This window comes from Flagellimonas zhangzhouensis (assembly GCF_900102925.1).
Classification (GTDB): domain Bacteria; phylum Bacteroidota; class Bacteroidia; order Flavobacteriales; family Flavobacteriaceae; genus Flagellimonas; species Flagellimonas zhangzhouensis.
The window spans coordinates 1204552-1218540 of sequence record NZ_FNKI01000001.1; the positions used below are offsets into that span (position 1 = coordinate 1204552).

A 13989-nucleotide genomic window follows, 5' to 3' on the forward strand; every position below is an offset into this window, starting at 1 on the left:
TGACAAAATTTTCCATAAAGTTTTGGAGAAATAGGAAGAATGGACAAATATTCGTTTTTAAATGCTGCGCACACATCGTTTTTTGCGGAGCAGTACGATAAATACTTAACAAACCCTGATAGCATTGAGCCCAGTTGGAGGGCTTTTTTTCAGGGGTTTGATTTCGGATTGGAAGGATCCTTGGAAGACCTAGGGATTGAATCAGAGAAAACAGGAATGGTTGTGCTTTCCAATGGAAGGCAAGTGGAAATGCCAGAGACCCTACAAAAGGAGTTTCAGGTAATTCGATTGATTGATGGTTACCGTACCCGCGGGCACCTCTTTACCAAAACCAACCCAGTTAGAGATCGTAGACAATACGAGCCAACTTTGGAATTGGGCAATTTTGGATTGACCAATGCCGATCTGGATACTGTTTTTGATGCAGGGAAGATATTGGGAATTGGCCCAGCTACCCTAAAGGAAATCGTTCGTCACTTGGAGAGCATCTACTGCGATTCCATTGGGGTGGAGTACATGTACATCCGTACCCCAGAGCGTATCCAATGGATTCAGGATTGGTTGAACGTAAACGATAACCATCCGAACTTTTCTGCTGAAGAAAAGAAAAACATCTTAAGGAAATTGAACGAAGCTGTTTCCTTTGAAAGCTTTTTGCATACCAAATATGTGGGGCAAAAACGTTTTTCATTGGAAGGTGGCGAATCTTTGATCCCTGCTTTAGATGTAATTATAGAAAAAGCTGCCGACAAAGGTGTAAAACAATTTGTAATGGGGATGGCCCACAGGGGTCGTTTGAACGTATTGACCAATATATTTGGTAAATCGCCCAAAGACATTTTTAGTGAGTTTGACGGTAAGGATTACGAGGAAACCATCTTTGATGGGGACGTAAAATACCACTTGGGTTGGACCTCCATGCGAGAAACCGATTCTGGGAAAATGGTGAACATGAATATTGCTCCCAACCCTTCCCACTTGGAAACCGTAAATTCTATTGTTGAAGGAATTTCCAGAGCCAAGCAAGATCATAATCACAGCGAAAACGTATCCGAAGTATTGCCAATTTTGGTGCACGGAGATGCTGCTTTTGCAGGTCAGGGTGTGGTATATGAAATCATTCAAATGGCACGTTTGGACGGTTACCACACTGGAGGAACCATCCATATTGTGGTGAACAACCAGATTGGATTTACCACCAACTATTTGGATGCACGTTCATCTACCTATTGTACCGATGTTGGAAAGGTGACTTTGTCTCCCGTACTTCACGTGAACGCCGATGATGCAGAGGCTGTGGTGCATGCCGCAATCTTCGCTTTGGAATATAGAATGCGTTACAAGCGCGATATTTTCTTGGATTTATTGGGATACCGTAAATATGGACACAACGAAGGGGATGAGCCTAAGTTTACTCAGCCGTTATTGTACAAGTCCATTTCCAAGCACAAAAACCCTCGGGATATTTATGCAGAAAGGTTGATCGCTGAAGGTGTTATCGATGAAAATTACGTAAAAGACCTAGAGGAAAAATATAAAAACGATTTGGAAGAAGATCTTTTGGATTCCCGAAAGATTGAAAAAACCCGAATCACCCCGTTCATGCAAGATGAATGGGAAGGCTTTGGTCAGGTTGCTGAGGACGTGATGTTGAAGCCGATGGATACCACTTACGACCTTAAAAAGTTGGATGAGGTGGCCACGAGCATTACCAAACTTCCAGAAGGTAAAAAGTTCCTAAGAAAATTGGAGCGTTTGGTGGAAGGTCGTCAAAAAATGTACTTTGAAGACAACCAACTCGATTGGGCCATGGGTGAATTGTTGGCTTATGGATCATTGATCGAGGAAGGTTACGATGTTAGAATGTCGGGTCAGGATGTCGAAAGAGGAACTTTCTCGCACAGACATGCCGTCATTAAAACCGAAATGCACGAAGAAGAAGTGGTGTTGTTGAACGAAATGGGCGATAACCAAAATGGTAAGTTCCATATCTACAACTCCCTGCTTTCAGAATATGCCGTCATGGGATTTGATTATGGCTATGCCATGGCAAGTCCAAAAACATTGACCATTTGGGAAGCACAATTTGGTGACTTTAGTAATGGTGCACAGATTGTAATTGACCAATATTTATCTTCTGCGGAAGATAAATGGAAATTGCAAAATGGATTGGTGCTATTATTGCCACATGGTTACGAAGGTCAAGGAGCGGAACACTCTTCTGCCCGAATGGAAAGATACCTGCAGCTTTGTGCCAAGGATAATATGTACGTGGCCGATGTAACTACACCTGCCAACCTTTTCCATTTGTTGCGTAGACAGATGAAAGCCGATTACAGAAAACCATTGGTGGTATTCACGCCTAAAAGTTTATTGCGTCACCCAAAAGTGTTGAGCACCAAGGAGGAAATGGCCAACGGTGGTTTCCAAATGGTTATCGACGATGCAGAGGCCAAAGTGGACAAAGTAAAAACTTTGGTGTTCTGTACAGGTAAATTCTACTACGATCTTTTGGATAAAAAAGAAGAATTGCAACGAGATGATGTAGCTTTGGTAAGGGTAGAGCAATTGTTCCCGTTACCTGCCGAAGAAATGAGAAAGCTAATGGCAAAATACAAGAATGCGGATGACATTGTTTGGGCGCAAGAAGAACCTAGAAACATGGGTGCTTGGAGCCATATGTTGATGCATTTGGATGAAGCCAAGCAATTCAGGGTGGCATCGCGTAGATTTTACGGTGCTCCAGCAGCAGGTAGTGCAGTGCGCTCAAGAAGAAGACATGCCCAAGTGTTGGACTATGTTTTCGACAAGACTAAGGATAATATGTTAATTAGATAATACAAGTATAAACTATATAGGAATGGTTTTAGAAATGAAAGTTCCCTCACCTGGGGAATCCATTACAGAGGTAGAAATCGCCGAGTGGTTGGTAGAGGATGGAGACTATGTGGAGAAAGACCAAGCCATTGCCGAAGTTGATTCGGACAAGGCAACATTGGAGCTTCCTGCAGAGGAGAGCGGAATTATTACCCTAAAAGCTGAGGTAGGAGATGCCGTAGCTGTGGGAGAGGTGGTTTGCTTGATCGACACCAGTGCAGAAAAACCTGAAGGTGCTGCACCAAAAGCTGAAAAAGCAGAAGCGCCTAAAGAAGAACCAAAAGAGGAGCCCAAGAAAGCTGAGCCTAAAAAAGAGACGTATGCTTCTGGAACCCCATCACCTGCAGCCAAGAAAATTTTGGATGAAAAAGGTATCGCACCTTCATCGGTTTCTGGATCAGGTAAAGATGGACGAATCACCAAAGATGACGCAGTAAAAGCCGTGCCATCTATGGGAACTCCAACTGGTGGTAACCGTGGCGAAACCCGTTCCAAACTTTCTATGTTGCGTAGAAAAGTGGCAGAACGTTTGGTGGCCGCCAAGAACGAAACTGCGATGTTGACCACGTTCAACGAAGTGGATATGTCAGCCATCTTCGCATTGCGTTCAGAATACAAAGAAGAATTCAAAAACAAACATGGGGTAAGCCTTGGGTTTATGTCATTCTTCACCAAAGCTGTAATTCGTGCGTTGGAAATGTATCCAGCTGTGAATTCAATGATCGATGGTAAAGAAATGATCACCTATGAATTCTGTGATATCAGTATTGCGGTATCTGGACCTAAAGGTCTGATGGTCCCCGTAATCAGAAATGCAGAGAACTTAACTTTTAGAGGTGTAGAAGCTGAAGTAAAACGCTTGGCCATCCGCGCAAGGGAGGGTGAAATCACTGTAGATGAAATGACAGGAGGTACGTTTACCATTACCAATGGTGGGGTATTTGGTTCTATGTTATCTACTCCAATCATCAACCCTCCACAAAGTGGAATCTTGGGTATGCACAACATCGTTGAGCGTCCTATTGTTAGGGATGGAGCCATTGCCATTGCACCTGTAATGTACGTTGCCCTTTCTTACGACCATAGAATTATCGACGGAAAAGAATCTGTTGGTTTCTTGGTTGCCGTTAAAGAAGCATTGGAAAGTCCAGAAGAATTGTTGATGGATGGTAACGTGAAAAAAGCGTTGGAGCTGTAAAATATTGTCACCTCTAACTTGGACACTGAGCGAAGTCGAAGTGTTGTGTTAGAGGTTTATAATACAAATGCCTTTACTTTTTTAAGTAGAGGCATTTTTTATTGTAGTCGATTATGGCCTTTCCTTTATTGAGAATATCGGCACCAATAATTCCATCAACAGGCAATGCATTGTGTGCAACCAAAGCTTGATTCACATGCACCAAATCAAAAAGCACAATTTTCTGTTTCTTTTTGGTCCACTTGCCAATTTGGATATTGTTTTTGGTGGAAATCATAGTTTCCATCTCGGTGGCACCAGCTCCAGCCGCTTTTATGTCTGTGGATTCGGAAGCCATTTTAAAAAACTCAATTTTGTCCATGCCCACACAAGTGTTGGAGGCGCCCGTATCTAAAATAAATTTCCCATCAACACCATTTATTGTGGCATCAATCTCAAAATGGTTGGTCTCGGTGAATACCAATGGTATTTTAATGTAGTTTTTGGATTTGAGGAATTTTTTAAGGGAAGCCATATATTTCGTTTGGGCAATGTCATCCTGAGCGCAGTCGAAGGATAAATCGGTTTAAACCAAAACAAAGTTTTGGGTCGTCTAAGATAAATCTATTTTTGTGTTATGATTGAATTCAACTTTAAGAAGCTAATGGCCCCATTAATATTAATGGTCATCTTTTTGTCCTGTGGGGGCAATCCAAAGCAAGTAGATAAAATTACAATTGCTGAAAATTATATCCATGCATTGAATGCTTCAGATTTTGAACAATTGGTCGGGCTTTTTCAGGATAGCATTCGATTTAACGAAATGGAATACATACGAACTTTTGATAAAGAGGGCTACCGTGATTTGTTCCAATGGGATTCTGTTTTCAATCCAAAATATGAGATTTTGGACATAAAGGAAGAAGGTGAAAATCTACATCTGACCATTTCAAAAGAATGTGAACGCATGCGCTTTTTGCATGAGGCGCCATTTCTTTCAAGTGAGGTCATGAATATAAAAGAAGGAAAGATTTACAGTGTTGCTATTGTGGAGTACGTCGATTTCAACGATTCTTTATGGAGTGCAAAAAGAGCACAACTGGTGGAGTGGACGGAAAAGAATCACCCAGAGCTTGATGGATTTTTGTATGACCAAACAAAAGAAGGCGCAATCAAATTTCAAAAGGCCATTCAATTATTTGAGAATAATAACGATTCTTTGAATCTTGAAATGAAAAACTAAGAATAAAGATTCTAGATTTTTAAAATATAATATGATCATAACCGATACCCATACCCATCTATATAGTGAAGCCTTTGACGAGGATAGAAAAGAAATGATGCAACGCGCATTGGATGCTGGCGTGGAGCGTTTTTTTATTCCCGCCATCGATTCCACTTATACCCAATCCATGTTGGATTTGGAATCTGATTACCCAGATCATGTTTTTTTAATGACGGGATTGCATCCAACCCATGTAAAGGAAAACTATAAGGAAGAGTTAGCTCATGTAGAGGAAATGTTGACTAAACGGAAATTTTACGCCGTGGGCGAAATAGGGGTGGACCTATATTGGGACAAAACCTTTTTGAAGGAACAGCAAGATGCCTTTGCCTATCAGATTCAGTTGGCCAAAAAATACGAATTGCCCATTGTGATCCATTGTCGAGATGCTTTTGATGAAGTGTTTGAGGTGTTGGAGCAAGAAAAAGGAGAAGGTCTTTTTGGAATTTTTCATTGCTTCACGGGAACATTGGAACAGGCCCAAACTACTATTTCCTATAATATGAAATTGGGTATTGGAGGAGTGGCCACTTTTAAAAATGGAAAAATAGATCAGTTTTTAAATCAACTCGATCTTAAGCATATTGTTTTGGAAACCGATGCGCCTTATTTGGCACCGACACCTTATCGCGGAAAACGCAATGAAAGTTCCTATATTATTAAGGTATTGGAAAAGCTTTCTTCTATTTACAGTTTATCCGAAGAGGAAATTGCCAAAATCACTACGGAAAATTCAAAAGACATATTCGGTATTTGAGCATGAAAAGGAAATCCAACATACTATTAATTTATACGGGTGGAACCATCGGTATGGTGAAGGATTACAAAACTGGTGCTTTAAAAGCTTTCAATTTTGAAGAGCTGGTAAAGAACATTCCAGAACTAAAACAATTGGATTGTAATCTTAGAGGTGTCTCTTTTGAAAAACCCATCGATTCCTCTAACATGAATCCGACCTATTGGGCCTTGATTGCTTCCATAATTGAGGAGCATTATGAGGATAACGATGGTTTTGTGGTTTTGCATGGTAGCGATACCATGAGTTATTCTGCTTCTGCTTTGAGTTTTATGTTGGAACATTTAAGTAAGCCGGTCATTTTTACGGGGTCCCAATTACCTATTGGAGACTTGCGTACCGATGCCAAGGAAAATCTGATTACTTCCATAGAAATTGCTGCTTTGCGAGAAAATGGAAAACCCGTAGTGCAAGAAGTGGGACTTTATTTTGAGTACAAACTGTACCGAGGTAACAGAACCACCAAAATTAATGCCGAACATTTTGAAGCTTTTGCTTCTTTGAACCATCCTCCTTTGGTGGAATCCGGGGTGCATTTAAAAGTGCACGAGAATTATTTGTTGCAAAAACCTGCCAAACGAAAAAAAATGTTGGTTCATAAAAAAATGGATAACCGTGTGGCGGTATTAAAATTGTTTCCGGGACTTAATCAAAAAGTACTGCAAAGTATGTTGAATATTCCCGATTTGCGGGTCTTGATTTTGGAAACCTACGGGGCTGGAAATGCGCCAATGGACGAATGGTTTTTAAATGGATTAAAATCTGCAAAAAAAAATGGATTGCACATAATTAATGTTACACAATGTTCGGGAGGAAGTGTTTTTATGGGACATTATGAAACCAGTGAAAAGTTGAAAGAGATGCAACTGGTTAATGGCAAGGATATTACAACAGAGGCGGCTTTGGCCAAAGCAATGTACCTTTTGGGCACTGGTATTTCCGATAAACTGTTCAAGACAATTTTTGAGACGCCACTGCGTGGAGAGATGGTGTAAAATTAACGCGTCAAATTTCTATAACTGATTATTTTTTCGTTTATTGGTCGCCCTTATTGAAGGAATAGAGAGGTGGCCGAGTGGTCGAAGGCGCACGCCTGGAAAGTGTGTATACACCAAAAGTGTATCGAGGGTTCGAATCCCTTCCTCTCTGCTAGGTATTTTAGTTTTTCAATTGTAAAATTTTTATATCTTTATATTATTAACTAACTAAATTTAAGTTTAAGTAAAATGAAAAAAATATCCTTTACTCTGGCTGCTGCCGGAATGTTTGTGATGGGAACTACGAATGCATCTGCAGCAATGTTGCAAGAGGCTGAAGCCAGCAAAGGTTTCACCCAAGTATTAAAAGAACAATTTATCCAAGGGGGTCCTGCTTTCATGGGTATTGTATTACTTTGTTTGATTTTGGGATTGGCTGTAGCCATCGAAAGAATTATTTATTTGAATTTGGCAACTACAAACTCTGCTAAATTGAAGCAACAAGTAGAAGATGCTTTGGCTTCCGGTGGTGTTGAAGCTGCTAAAGAAGTATGTAGAAACACAAAAGGACCTGTTGCCTCTATCTTCTACCAAGGTTTGGATAGAGCTGATGAAGGTTTGGAGTCTGCTGAAAAAGCTGTTGTGGCTTACGGTGGTGTTCAAATGGGTCAATTGGAAAAGAACGTTTCTTGGTTGTCTTTGTTTATCGCTATTGCTCCAATGCTTGGGTTCATGGGTACGGTAATCGGTATGATTCAGGCCTTCCAAAAAATTGCAGCTGTTGGTAACTTGAGTGCCTCTTTGATTGCAGGTGATATTCAGGTAGCGTTATTGACAACAGTATTCGGTCTTATTGTTGCGATTATCCTTCAGATTTTCTACAACTATATCATTGCTAAAATCGATAGTATCGTAAATGACATGGAAGACAGCTCAATCTCTTTGATTGACATGTTGGCTGCCCACAAAAAATAATTACGAATTAAAAACTATCGAGAATCATGAATAAAATAATAAAAATAGTACTTATTGTCATTGGACTTATAGCTGCCGTACTTTGGTTCTCTTTGCCTTCTGCTGAGGATCCAGGAGCTATAGATAGTGGTGCCATGAACTTTATGTTCATTATCATGTACATATTGTTGGCCATTGCGGTAATTTCTGCGGTATTCTTCGGAATAACAAAATTACTTACCACACCAGGCAGTATAAAAAAGGCGTTGTTCGGTATCGGTGGATTGGCCATTATTGTGGCTATCTCTTACGGACTTTCGTCTGGGAACGCCCCTGTAGTTGAAGAAATGGCCGCTAGAGGTCTTGAAACTACAGAAGGAACTGTTAAAAATATTGGAATGGGATTGAATGTATTCTTTATCCTTACTGTAATTGCAGTACTTCTAATGGTTTTACCAGGTTTGAAAAAAATGTTTGTAAAGTAAAAAAGTAAATTATGCCTAGAAGAAAAGGAGCGCCGGAAGTGAATGCCGGTTCTATGGCTGACATTGCTTTCCTCTTACTTATCTTTTTCTTGGTAACTACTACCATTGAAACAGATGCAGGTTTGGATCGTATGTTGCCTCCAATAGAACCGCCAGATACTGATGTTGTAATTAGACAGAAGAACATTTTTACGGTTAACATTAATAAAAATGGTCAACTTTTAGTTGAAGATGGGTTAATGGATCTTAAGGATTTGAGAGAAGCTGCAATGGCATTTCTTGAAAACAATGCCGACGGATCATGTACTTTCTGTAAAGGAAAGAAAGACCCTTCATCATCTGACAACCCTACCAAGGCGATTATCTCGCTAAAAAATGATAGGGAAACTAAATATAGCACCTACATCACAGTTCAGAATGAATTGGTAGGAGCCTATAACGATTTACGTAACAGAGAGGCACAACGTCTATACGGACAGGATTTTACAACTATGGAATCAGATTATTTGAATCCTGAAACTCCAAGTTCCGTAAAAGATGAATTGAAAGATAAAGTGAAACGTATCCAAGATATGTTCCCACAAAAGCTTTCAGAGGCCGAAACATCAACCAATTAAACTATAATTTAGTATGGCTAAGTTTACAAAAAAGAAGGATGGGGATTTGCCAGCGGTGTCCACGGCGTCATTGCCAGATATCGTTTTCATGTTGCTCTTCTTCTTTATGACAGTAACCACGATGAAAGATAGTTCGTTAATGGTTGAAAATACACTTCCCAATGCTACAGAAGTAAAGAAATTGGAGAAGAAGGACCGTGTAATCTACATTTTTGTAGGTACACCGACGCGTGAATATCAAAAGGTTTTTGGTACTGAACCAAAAATCCAATTAAATGATAAGTTTGCCAATGTGGACGAAGTAGGTTCTTACATCTTGGCTGAGCGTGCAAAAAAACCGCAAGAACTTCAAAATGTATTGACTACTGCTTTGAAGGTTGATAAGAATGCCAATATGGGTCTTATCACTGACATTAAACAGGAATTGAGAAAAGTAAATGCCCTTAAGGTAAACTATACCACCTACGAAGGTGACGCTTTTAACAATCTACAGTAGGCAATAGCTTAGATTTAGTGGGAAACGCTCCAAATAATATTTGGAGCGTTTTTTGTTTAAAAAGTATGTAATGAAATATTCAGTTCTAAAATATTTGTTCATCTTTTGTTTCTTGGGTGTCGGATTTACCGCTTATGCTCAGGTTGAACAAGATTCCGTACAACTAGATACGCGGTATCTGGAAGACCAATTCTATTTTGGTGTTGGATACAATATTTTGATGAATAGACCAGATGGAGTAGTGCAGCGAAATCTTTCCTACAATCTGCAAGCTGGTTTTATGAAAGACATTCCGTTTAATAAAAGACGAAATTTTGGTATAGGTCTGGGAGTTGGATATGCTGTAAATTCCTATTACTCCAATGTGGTTGCCACAGAAACAAATAGTGTAGTCAGCTATGAAATTATGGATCAGTCCATGTTCAATAGAAGTAAGTTTGAACTACACTCACTTGAGATACCCTTTGAAATAAGATGGCGCACATCAACTGCAGAAGACTATAAATTTTGGCGTATTTATGCAGGGGTTAAATTAGGCTATGTGTTTTCAGGTACTTCCAAGGTGGTCACGGATGATGGAAACCATAAATTTTCAAATAATGATATTGAAGACTTCCAATACGGATTGACCTTTAATTTTGGTTACAATACATGGAATATGCATGCCTATTACGGGTTAAAATCTTTACTCGAAGATGGAGTTGCTTTGGATTCAGGTGCTCCGTTGGATTTTCAAGTACTACGTATCGGGCTTATTTTTTACATTTTATAACCAGTATTTTAGGATGATCAGTTGAGAACAACATCCTAAAATAAATCCAATCAACAATTCATTTCTGCTATGGGCCTTTAGATATAGGCGAGACGTGGCTACCAATCCAGTAAACAAAACAAACAAGCTTATCGCCAAGGTGATGTTCACTTCAAAATGAATGCTCAATGCTACCATAAAAGTTAAAATACTTCCCATCCCCAATAAATGCATGCTTGTTTTAAATTTGAAGAACAATAGGATAAGCGTTGCACTGGTGGCAGTCAATAAGCCTGTAAAATAGAAAAAGAGCTCGTTTACGTAGTTGTTGGGGATTACCTTATACAATATCATCAAAAAGATGATACAGCTAATATAAAGCGGGTATTTTCGTTCTTGTAGTTTGGGTAAAAAGATGGAACTTATCAACCCCAGGTTTTTCAATATCAAAAAGAAAATAATGGGGATGATCACCGTTAAAATGAAAATGGGTAAAATGTTCCCACTTTCCGTTTGCAAGGTGCTATAAGGTGCCACCAAAAAATACATCACCGTTCCTCCAAATGGTATGAACAATGGATGGAACACATAGGAGATGATGTTATAAACGTGGTGCATTAGATTTGCTTTCTTAACCTTGCCACAGGAATACCCAGCTGTTCCCTGTACTTGGCAACGGTCCTTCGAGCAATGGGATAGCCCCTCTCTTTTAGAATTGAGGCCAATTTTGCATCCGTCAATGGTTTTTTCTTTTCTTCATCACCAATAACGGTTTCCAATATCTTTTTGATTTCCTTGGTAGAAACATCCTCTCCTTGCTCATTTTTCATAGCCTCGGAAAAGAAATCTTTGATCAATTTGGTGCCATAGGGTGTGTCCACATATTTACTGTTCGCTACCCTCGAAACCGTGGAAACATCCATATCGATTTTATCAGCAATATCTTTTAAGATCATCGGACGCAATTTGCGTTCATCCCCAGTTAAAAAATATTCCTCTTGGTAATCCATGATGGTTTTCATGGTGATGTAAAGCGTTTGTTGACGTTGTCTAATAGCATCAATAAACCACTTGGCCGCATCTAATTTTTGCTTGATGAAGATAACCGTATCCTTTTGGGATTTTGACTTTTCCTTGGAATCTTTATAGCCTTGAAGCATGTTGTTGTATTCTTTGGAAACATGCAATTCAGGAGCATTTCGGCCATTTAAGGTAAGTTCCAGTTCCCCATCTGTAATTTTGATGGAAAAATCAGGAACAATATGTTCGATCATTCGCGTGCCACCTGAATAGGACCCACCTGGTTTTGGATTGAGTTTTTCTATTTCGGAAATGGCATCCTTTAATTCCTCCTCGGTTATATGGTGCTTCTGGATGAGCTTGTCGTAATGCTTTTTGGTAAACTGCTCAAAAGACTTTTCTAAAATACTGATGGCCAGCTCAACCGATGGTTTTTTCTCTTTTCGCTTCAATTGAATGATCAGGCATTCATCCAACGAACGTGCAGCAACTCCTGGTGGATCCAAAGATTGAACCACTTTGAGTACCTCTTTTATTTTGACTTCCTCAGCATAAATATTTTGGGTGAAAGCGAGGTCATCCATGATGTCGGTCAACGGACGGCGTATGTAGCCGCTCTCATCCACACTGCCTACTAAAAACTCGGCAATGGACCACTCTTCATCATCCAAATAAACCGTGTTGAGCTGATTGAGCAAGTATTGATTGAACGAAATACCAGCAGCATAAGGTACATTTTTGTCCTCATCATCCGCACTATAGTTGTTCGCTTGGGTACGGTAATCTGGAATTTCATCGTCACTTAGGTAGTCATCAATATTGATCTCATCAGTATCAATGCTGTCATTGTCCGATGAATCATCATAACTATCCTCATAAAGATCATCTACGGTATCAGTTTCCTCTTTTCCGCTCTCCAATGCAGGATTTTCTTCCAGCTCTTGTTTTAATCGCTGTTCAAAGGCCTGTGTAGGCAATTGAATCAACTTCATGAGTTGGATTTGCTGTGGAGACAGTTTTTGGGAAAGCTTAAACTGTAAATGTTGTTTCAGCATGTTAGTTCAATTGGAAACTTCTTTCCTTAAAGGTATAAATTCAAATTAAAACTCGGCATTCTGCGGAGTTCTTGGGTAAGGGATTACATCGCGGATGTTGCCCATACCAGTAGCAAACTGCACCATGCGCTCAAACCCAAGACCAAAGCCACTGTGAACCGCAGTTCCGAATTTTCTTAAATCCAAATACCACCAAAGTTCCTTTTCGTCAATGTCAAGTTCTTTGATTTTTTGTTGAAGCACATCCAAACGCTCTTCCCTTTGAGAACCTCCCACGATTTCACCAATACCAGGGAACAATACATCCATTGCTCTTACGGTTTTTCCATCCTCATTCAAACGCATATAAAATGCTTTGATGTTGGCAGGGTAATCAAAAAGGATAACGGGACATTTAAAATGTTTCTCTACCAAGAAGCGTTCATGCTCACTTTGAAGGTCAGCGCCCCATTCCTCGATTGGAAATTGGAATTTCTTTTTCTTGTTGGGTTTGCTGTTTTTCAATATTTCGATAGCCTCGGTGTAAGAAACGCGCTTAAAGTTGTTATCCACAACAAACTTCAATTTTTCCAATAAGGCCATTTCAGAACGCTCGGCTTGCGGTTTAGATTTTTCTTCATCCAACAACCTATTTTCTAAAAACTCAAGGTCATCCTTGCAGTTTTCCAGGACGTATTGGATAATATTTTTGATAAAATCTTCTGCCAAATCCATGTTGGCATCCAAATCGAAAAATGCCATTTCTGGCTCAATCATCCAGAATTCGGCCAAGTGTCTGGAAGTATTAGAGTTTTCCGCTCTAAAAGTGGGTCCAAAGGTGTACACCTTGCCCAATCCCATGGCATAGGTTTCCGCTTCTAACTGCCCAGAAACCGTCAAGTTGGTTTCCTTACCGAAAAAATCTTCGGAATAATCCACTGCTCCTGCTTCATCAACGGGTGGTTTTTGGGCATCCAAAGTAGTTACGCGGAACATTTCCCCAGCACCTTCGGCATCGGAACCTGTGATGATCGGAGCGTGCATATAGTAAAAACCGTTTTGCTGAAAATATTGGTGTACAGCAAATGAAAGGGCCGATCTTACACGCATAACTGCAGCAAAAGTGTTGGTGCGTACTCTCAAATGTGCCTTTTCCCTTAAGAATTCCAAGGAATGCTTTTTTGGTTGAATGGGATAAGTCTCTGGGTCGGCAGTACCGTGAACAAATACATCGGTAGCTTGAATTTCGACAGATTGTCCTCTACCTTGACTTTCCACAAGCTCCCCAGTTATTTTTAAGGCAGCACCAGTACTTATTTTCTTAAGCAATGCTTCATCAAAATTTTCGAAATCAACGACGCATTGTAAATTATGTATGGTCGATCCATCGTTCAATGCGATAAATCGATTACTTCTAAATGTTTTTACCCAACCATTTACTTCAACGGAATCTCCTACGGGTTGCTTTTCTAGCAATTCTTTTATGGAATAAGACATCATTTTTCGACTATGGTAATTTA

At 39.8% G+C, this 13989-nt stretch carries 14 protein-coding genes and 1 tRNA gene; 11 read left to right on the forward strand and 4 right to left on the reverse strand.

All coding sequences use genetic code 11. The annotated features are described in order from the left end of the window. Positions 1–39 precede the first annotated feature (39 nt). Both BLQ18_RS05250 and odhB read left to right on the forward strand, forming a co-directional pair. Positions 40–2838, forward strand: coding sequence for a 2-oxoglutarate dehydrogenase E1 component (locus tag BLQ18_RS05250; protein ID WP_090293338.1), 2799 nt, complete (start codon positions 40–42; stop codon positions 2836–2838). A 22-nt stretch (positions 2839–2860) separates the two neighbouring features. Further along, the gene (gene odhB / locus BLQ18_RS05255; protein ID WP_090293339.1) at positions 2861–4075 is read left to right on the forward strand and encodes a 2-oxoglutarate dehydrogenase complex dihydrolipoyllysine-residue succinyltransferase; all 1215 of its coding nucleotides are present in this window, start codon (positions 2861–2863) and stop codon (positions 4073–4075) included. Between the two features lie 73 nt (positions 4076–4148). On the opposite strand, the gene BLQ18_RS05260 is transcribed toward odhB, so the two are convergent. Continuing rightward, entirely contained in the window at positions 4149–4589 is a 441-nt protein-coding gene (locus tag BLQ18_RS05260) for a retropepsin-like aspartic protease family protein (RefSeq protein ID WP_090293340.1), read from the reverse strand. A gap of 129 nt (positions 4590–4718) precedes the next feature. On the opposite strand from BLQ18_RS05260, the gene BLQ18_RS05265 reads away from it, so the two are divergent. From BLQ18_RS05265 to BLQ18_RS05305, 9 genes are all read left to right on the forward strand, one after another. Then, the gene (locus BLQ18_RS05265; protein ID WP_139150365.1) at positions 4719–5297 is read left to right on the forward strand and encodes a nuclear transport factor 2-like protein; all 579 of its coding nucleotides are present in this window, start codon (positions 4719–4721) and stop codon (positions 5295–5297) included. Between the two features lie 31 nt (positions 5298–5328). Continuing rightward, positions 5329–6096, forward strand: a complete 768-nt coding sequence (locus BLQ18_RS05270) for a TatD family hydrolase (RefSeq protein ID WP_090293342.1) — start codon at positions 5329–5331, stop codon at positions 6094–6096. Between the two features lie 2 nt (positions 6097–6098). Further along, positions 6099–7130: an asparaginase gene (locus tag BLQ18_RS05275; protein WP_090293343.1), complete on the forward strand. Its 1032-nt coding sequence runs from the start codon at positions 6099–6101 to the stop codon at positions 7128–7130. A gap of 66 nt (positions 7131–7196) precedes the next feature. Beyond that, positions 7197–7284: transfer RNA gene (locus tag BLQ18_RS05280), tRNA-Ser, on the forward strand. Between the two features lie 77 nt (positions 7285–7361). Further along, positions 7362–8087, forward strand: coding sequence for a MotA/TolQ/ExbB proton channel family protein (locus tag BLQ18_RS05285; RefSeq protein ID WP_090293344.1), 726 nt, complete (start codon positions 7362–7364; stop codon positions 8085–8087). Between the two features lie 26 nt (positions 8088–8113). Further along, positions 8114–8551, forward strand: coding sequence for a hypothetical protein (locus tag BLQ18_RS05290; protein ID WP_090293345.1), 438 nt, complete (start codon positions 8114–8116; stop codon positions 8549–8551). A gap of 11 nt (positions 8552–8562) precedes the next feature. Beyond that, a complete protein-coding gene (locus tag BLQ18_RS05295; RefSeq protein ID WP_090293346.1) occupies positions 8563–9168 on the forward strand; it encodes an ExbD/TolR family protein in 606 nt (201 codons plus the stop codon). Positions 9169–9181: 13 nt separating this feature from the next. Continuing rightward, positions 9182–9664, forward strand: a complete 483-nt coding sequence (locus BLQ18_RS05300) for an ExbD/TolR family protein (protein WP_090293347.1) — start codon at positions 9182–9184, stop codon at positions 9662–9664. Positions 9665–9734: 70 nt separating this feature from the next. Next, a complete protein-coding gene (locus tag BLQ18_RS05305; RefSeq protein WP_090293348.1) occupies positions 9735–10436 on the forward strand; it encodes a porin family protein in 702 nt (233 codons plus the stop codon). Here the strand turns inward: BLQ18_RS05305 and BLQ18_RS05310 are convergent. From BLQ18_RS05310 to asnS, 3 genes are read right to left on the reverse strand one after another with little or no spacing between them, the layout of a single operon-like run. Next, positions 10431–11033 (reverse strand): hypothetical protein, encoded by a 603-nt coding sequence (locus BLQ18_RS05310; RefSeq protein ID WP_090293349.1) that lies wholly within the window; start codon positions 11031–11033, stop codon positions 10431–10433. The two genes, BLQ18_RS05305 and BLQ18_RS05310, sit on opposite strands and share 6 nt — an antisense overlap. Beyond that, a complete protein-coding gene (rpoN, locus tag BLQ18_RS05315) occupies positions 11033–12490 on the reverse strand; it encodes an RNA polymerase factor sigma-54 (RefSeq protein WP_090293350.1) in 1458 nt (485 codons plus the stop codon). Before rpoN ends, BLQ18_RS05310 begins: the two co-directional genes overlap by 1 nt. 45 nt (positions 12491–12535) lie before the next feature. After that, positions 12536–13969, reverse strand: a complete 1434-nt coding sequence (gene asnS, locus BLQ18_RS05320) for an asparagine--tRNA ligase (RefSeq protein WP_090293351.1) — start codon at positions 13967–13969, stop codon at positions 12536–12538. Between the last annotated feature and the right edge of the window lie 20 nt (positions 13970–13989).

What these genes read in the sequence shown, in the direction of transcription:
- BLQ18_RS05270 (WP_090293342.1), top strand. Translation starts at nt 5,329, where the DNA reads ATGATCATAACCGATACCCATACCCATCTATATAGTGAAGCCTTTGAC.
- BLQ18_RS05295 (WP_090293346.1), top strand. Translation starts at nt 8,563, where the DNA reads ATGCCTAGAAGAAAAGGAGCGCCGGAAGTGAATGCCGGTTCTATGGCT.
- BLQ18_RS05310 (WP_090293349.1), bottom strand. Translation starts at nt 11,033, where the DNA reads ATGCACCACGTTTATAACATCATCTCCTATGTGTTCCATCCATTGTTC.
- asnS (WP_090293351.1), bottom strand. Translation starts at nt 13,969, where the DNA reads ATGATGTCTTATTCCATAAAAGAATTGCTAGAAAAGCAACCCGTAGGA.
- BLQ18_RS05265 (WP_139150365.1), top strand. Translation starts at nt 4,719, where the DNA reads ATGGCCCCATTAATATTAATGGTCATCTTTTTGTCCTGTGGGGGCAAT.
- BLQ18_RS05260 (WP_090293340.1), bottom strand. Translation starts at nt 4,589, where the DNA reads ATGGCTTCCCTTAAAAAATTCCTCAAATCCAAAAACTACATTAAAATA.
- BLQ18_RS05275 (WP_090293343.1), top strand. Translation starts at nt 6,099, where the DNA reads ATGAAAAGGAAATCCAACATACTATTAATTTATACGGGTGGAACCATC.
- odhB (WP_090293339.1), top strand. Translation starts at nt 2,861, where the DNA reads ATGGTTTTAGAAATGAAAGTTCCCTCACCTGGGGAATCCATTACAGAG.
- rpoN (WP_090293350.1), bottom strand. Translation starts at nt 12,490, where the DNA reads ATGCTGAAACAACATTTACAGTTTAAGCTTTCCCAAAAACTGTCTCCA.
- BLQ18_RS05305 (WP_090293348.1), top strand. Translation starts at nt 9,735, where the DNA reads ATGAAATATTCAGTTCTAAAATATTTGTTCATCTTTTGTTTCTTGGGT.
- BLQ18_RS05290 (WP_090293345.1), top strand. Translation starts at nt 8,114, where the DNA reads ATGAATAAAATAATAAAAATAGTACTTATTGTCATTGGACTTATAGCT.
- BLQ18_RS05250 (WP_090293338.1), top strand. Translation starts at nt 40, where the DNA reads ATGGACAAATATTCGTTTTTAAATGCTGCGCACACATCGTTTTTTGCG.
- BLQ18_RS05300 (WP_090293347.1), top strand. Translation starts at nt 9,182, where the DNA reads ATGGCTAAGTTTACAAAAAAGAAGGATGGGGATTTGCCAGCGGTGTCC.
- BLQ18_RS05285 (WP_090293344.1), top strand. Translation starts at nt 7,362, where the DNA reads ATGAAAAAAATATCCTTTACTCTGGCTGCTGCCGGAATGTTTGTGATG.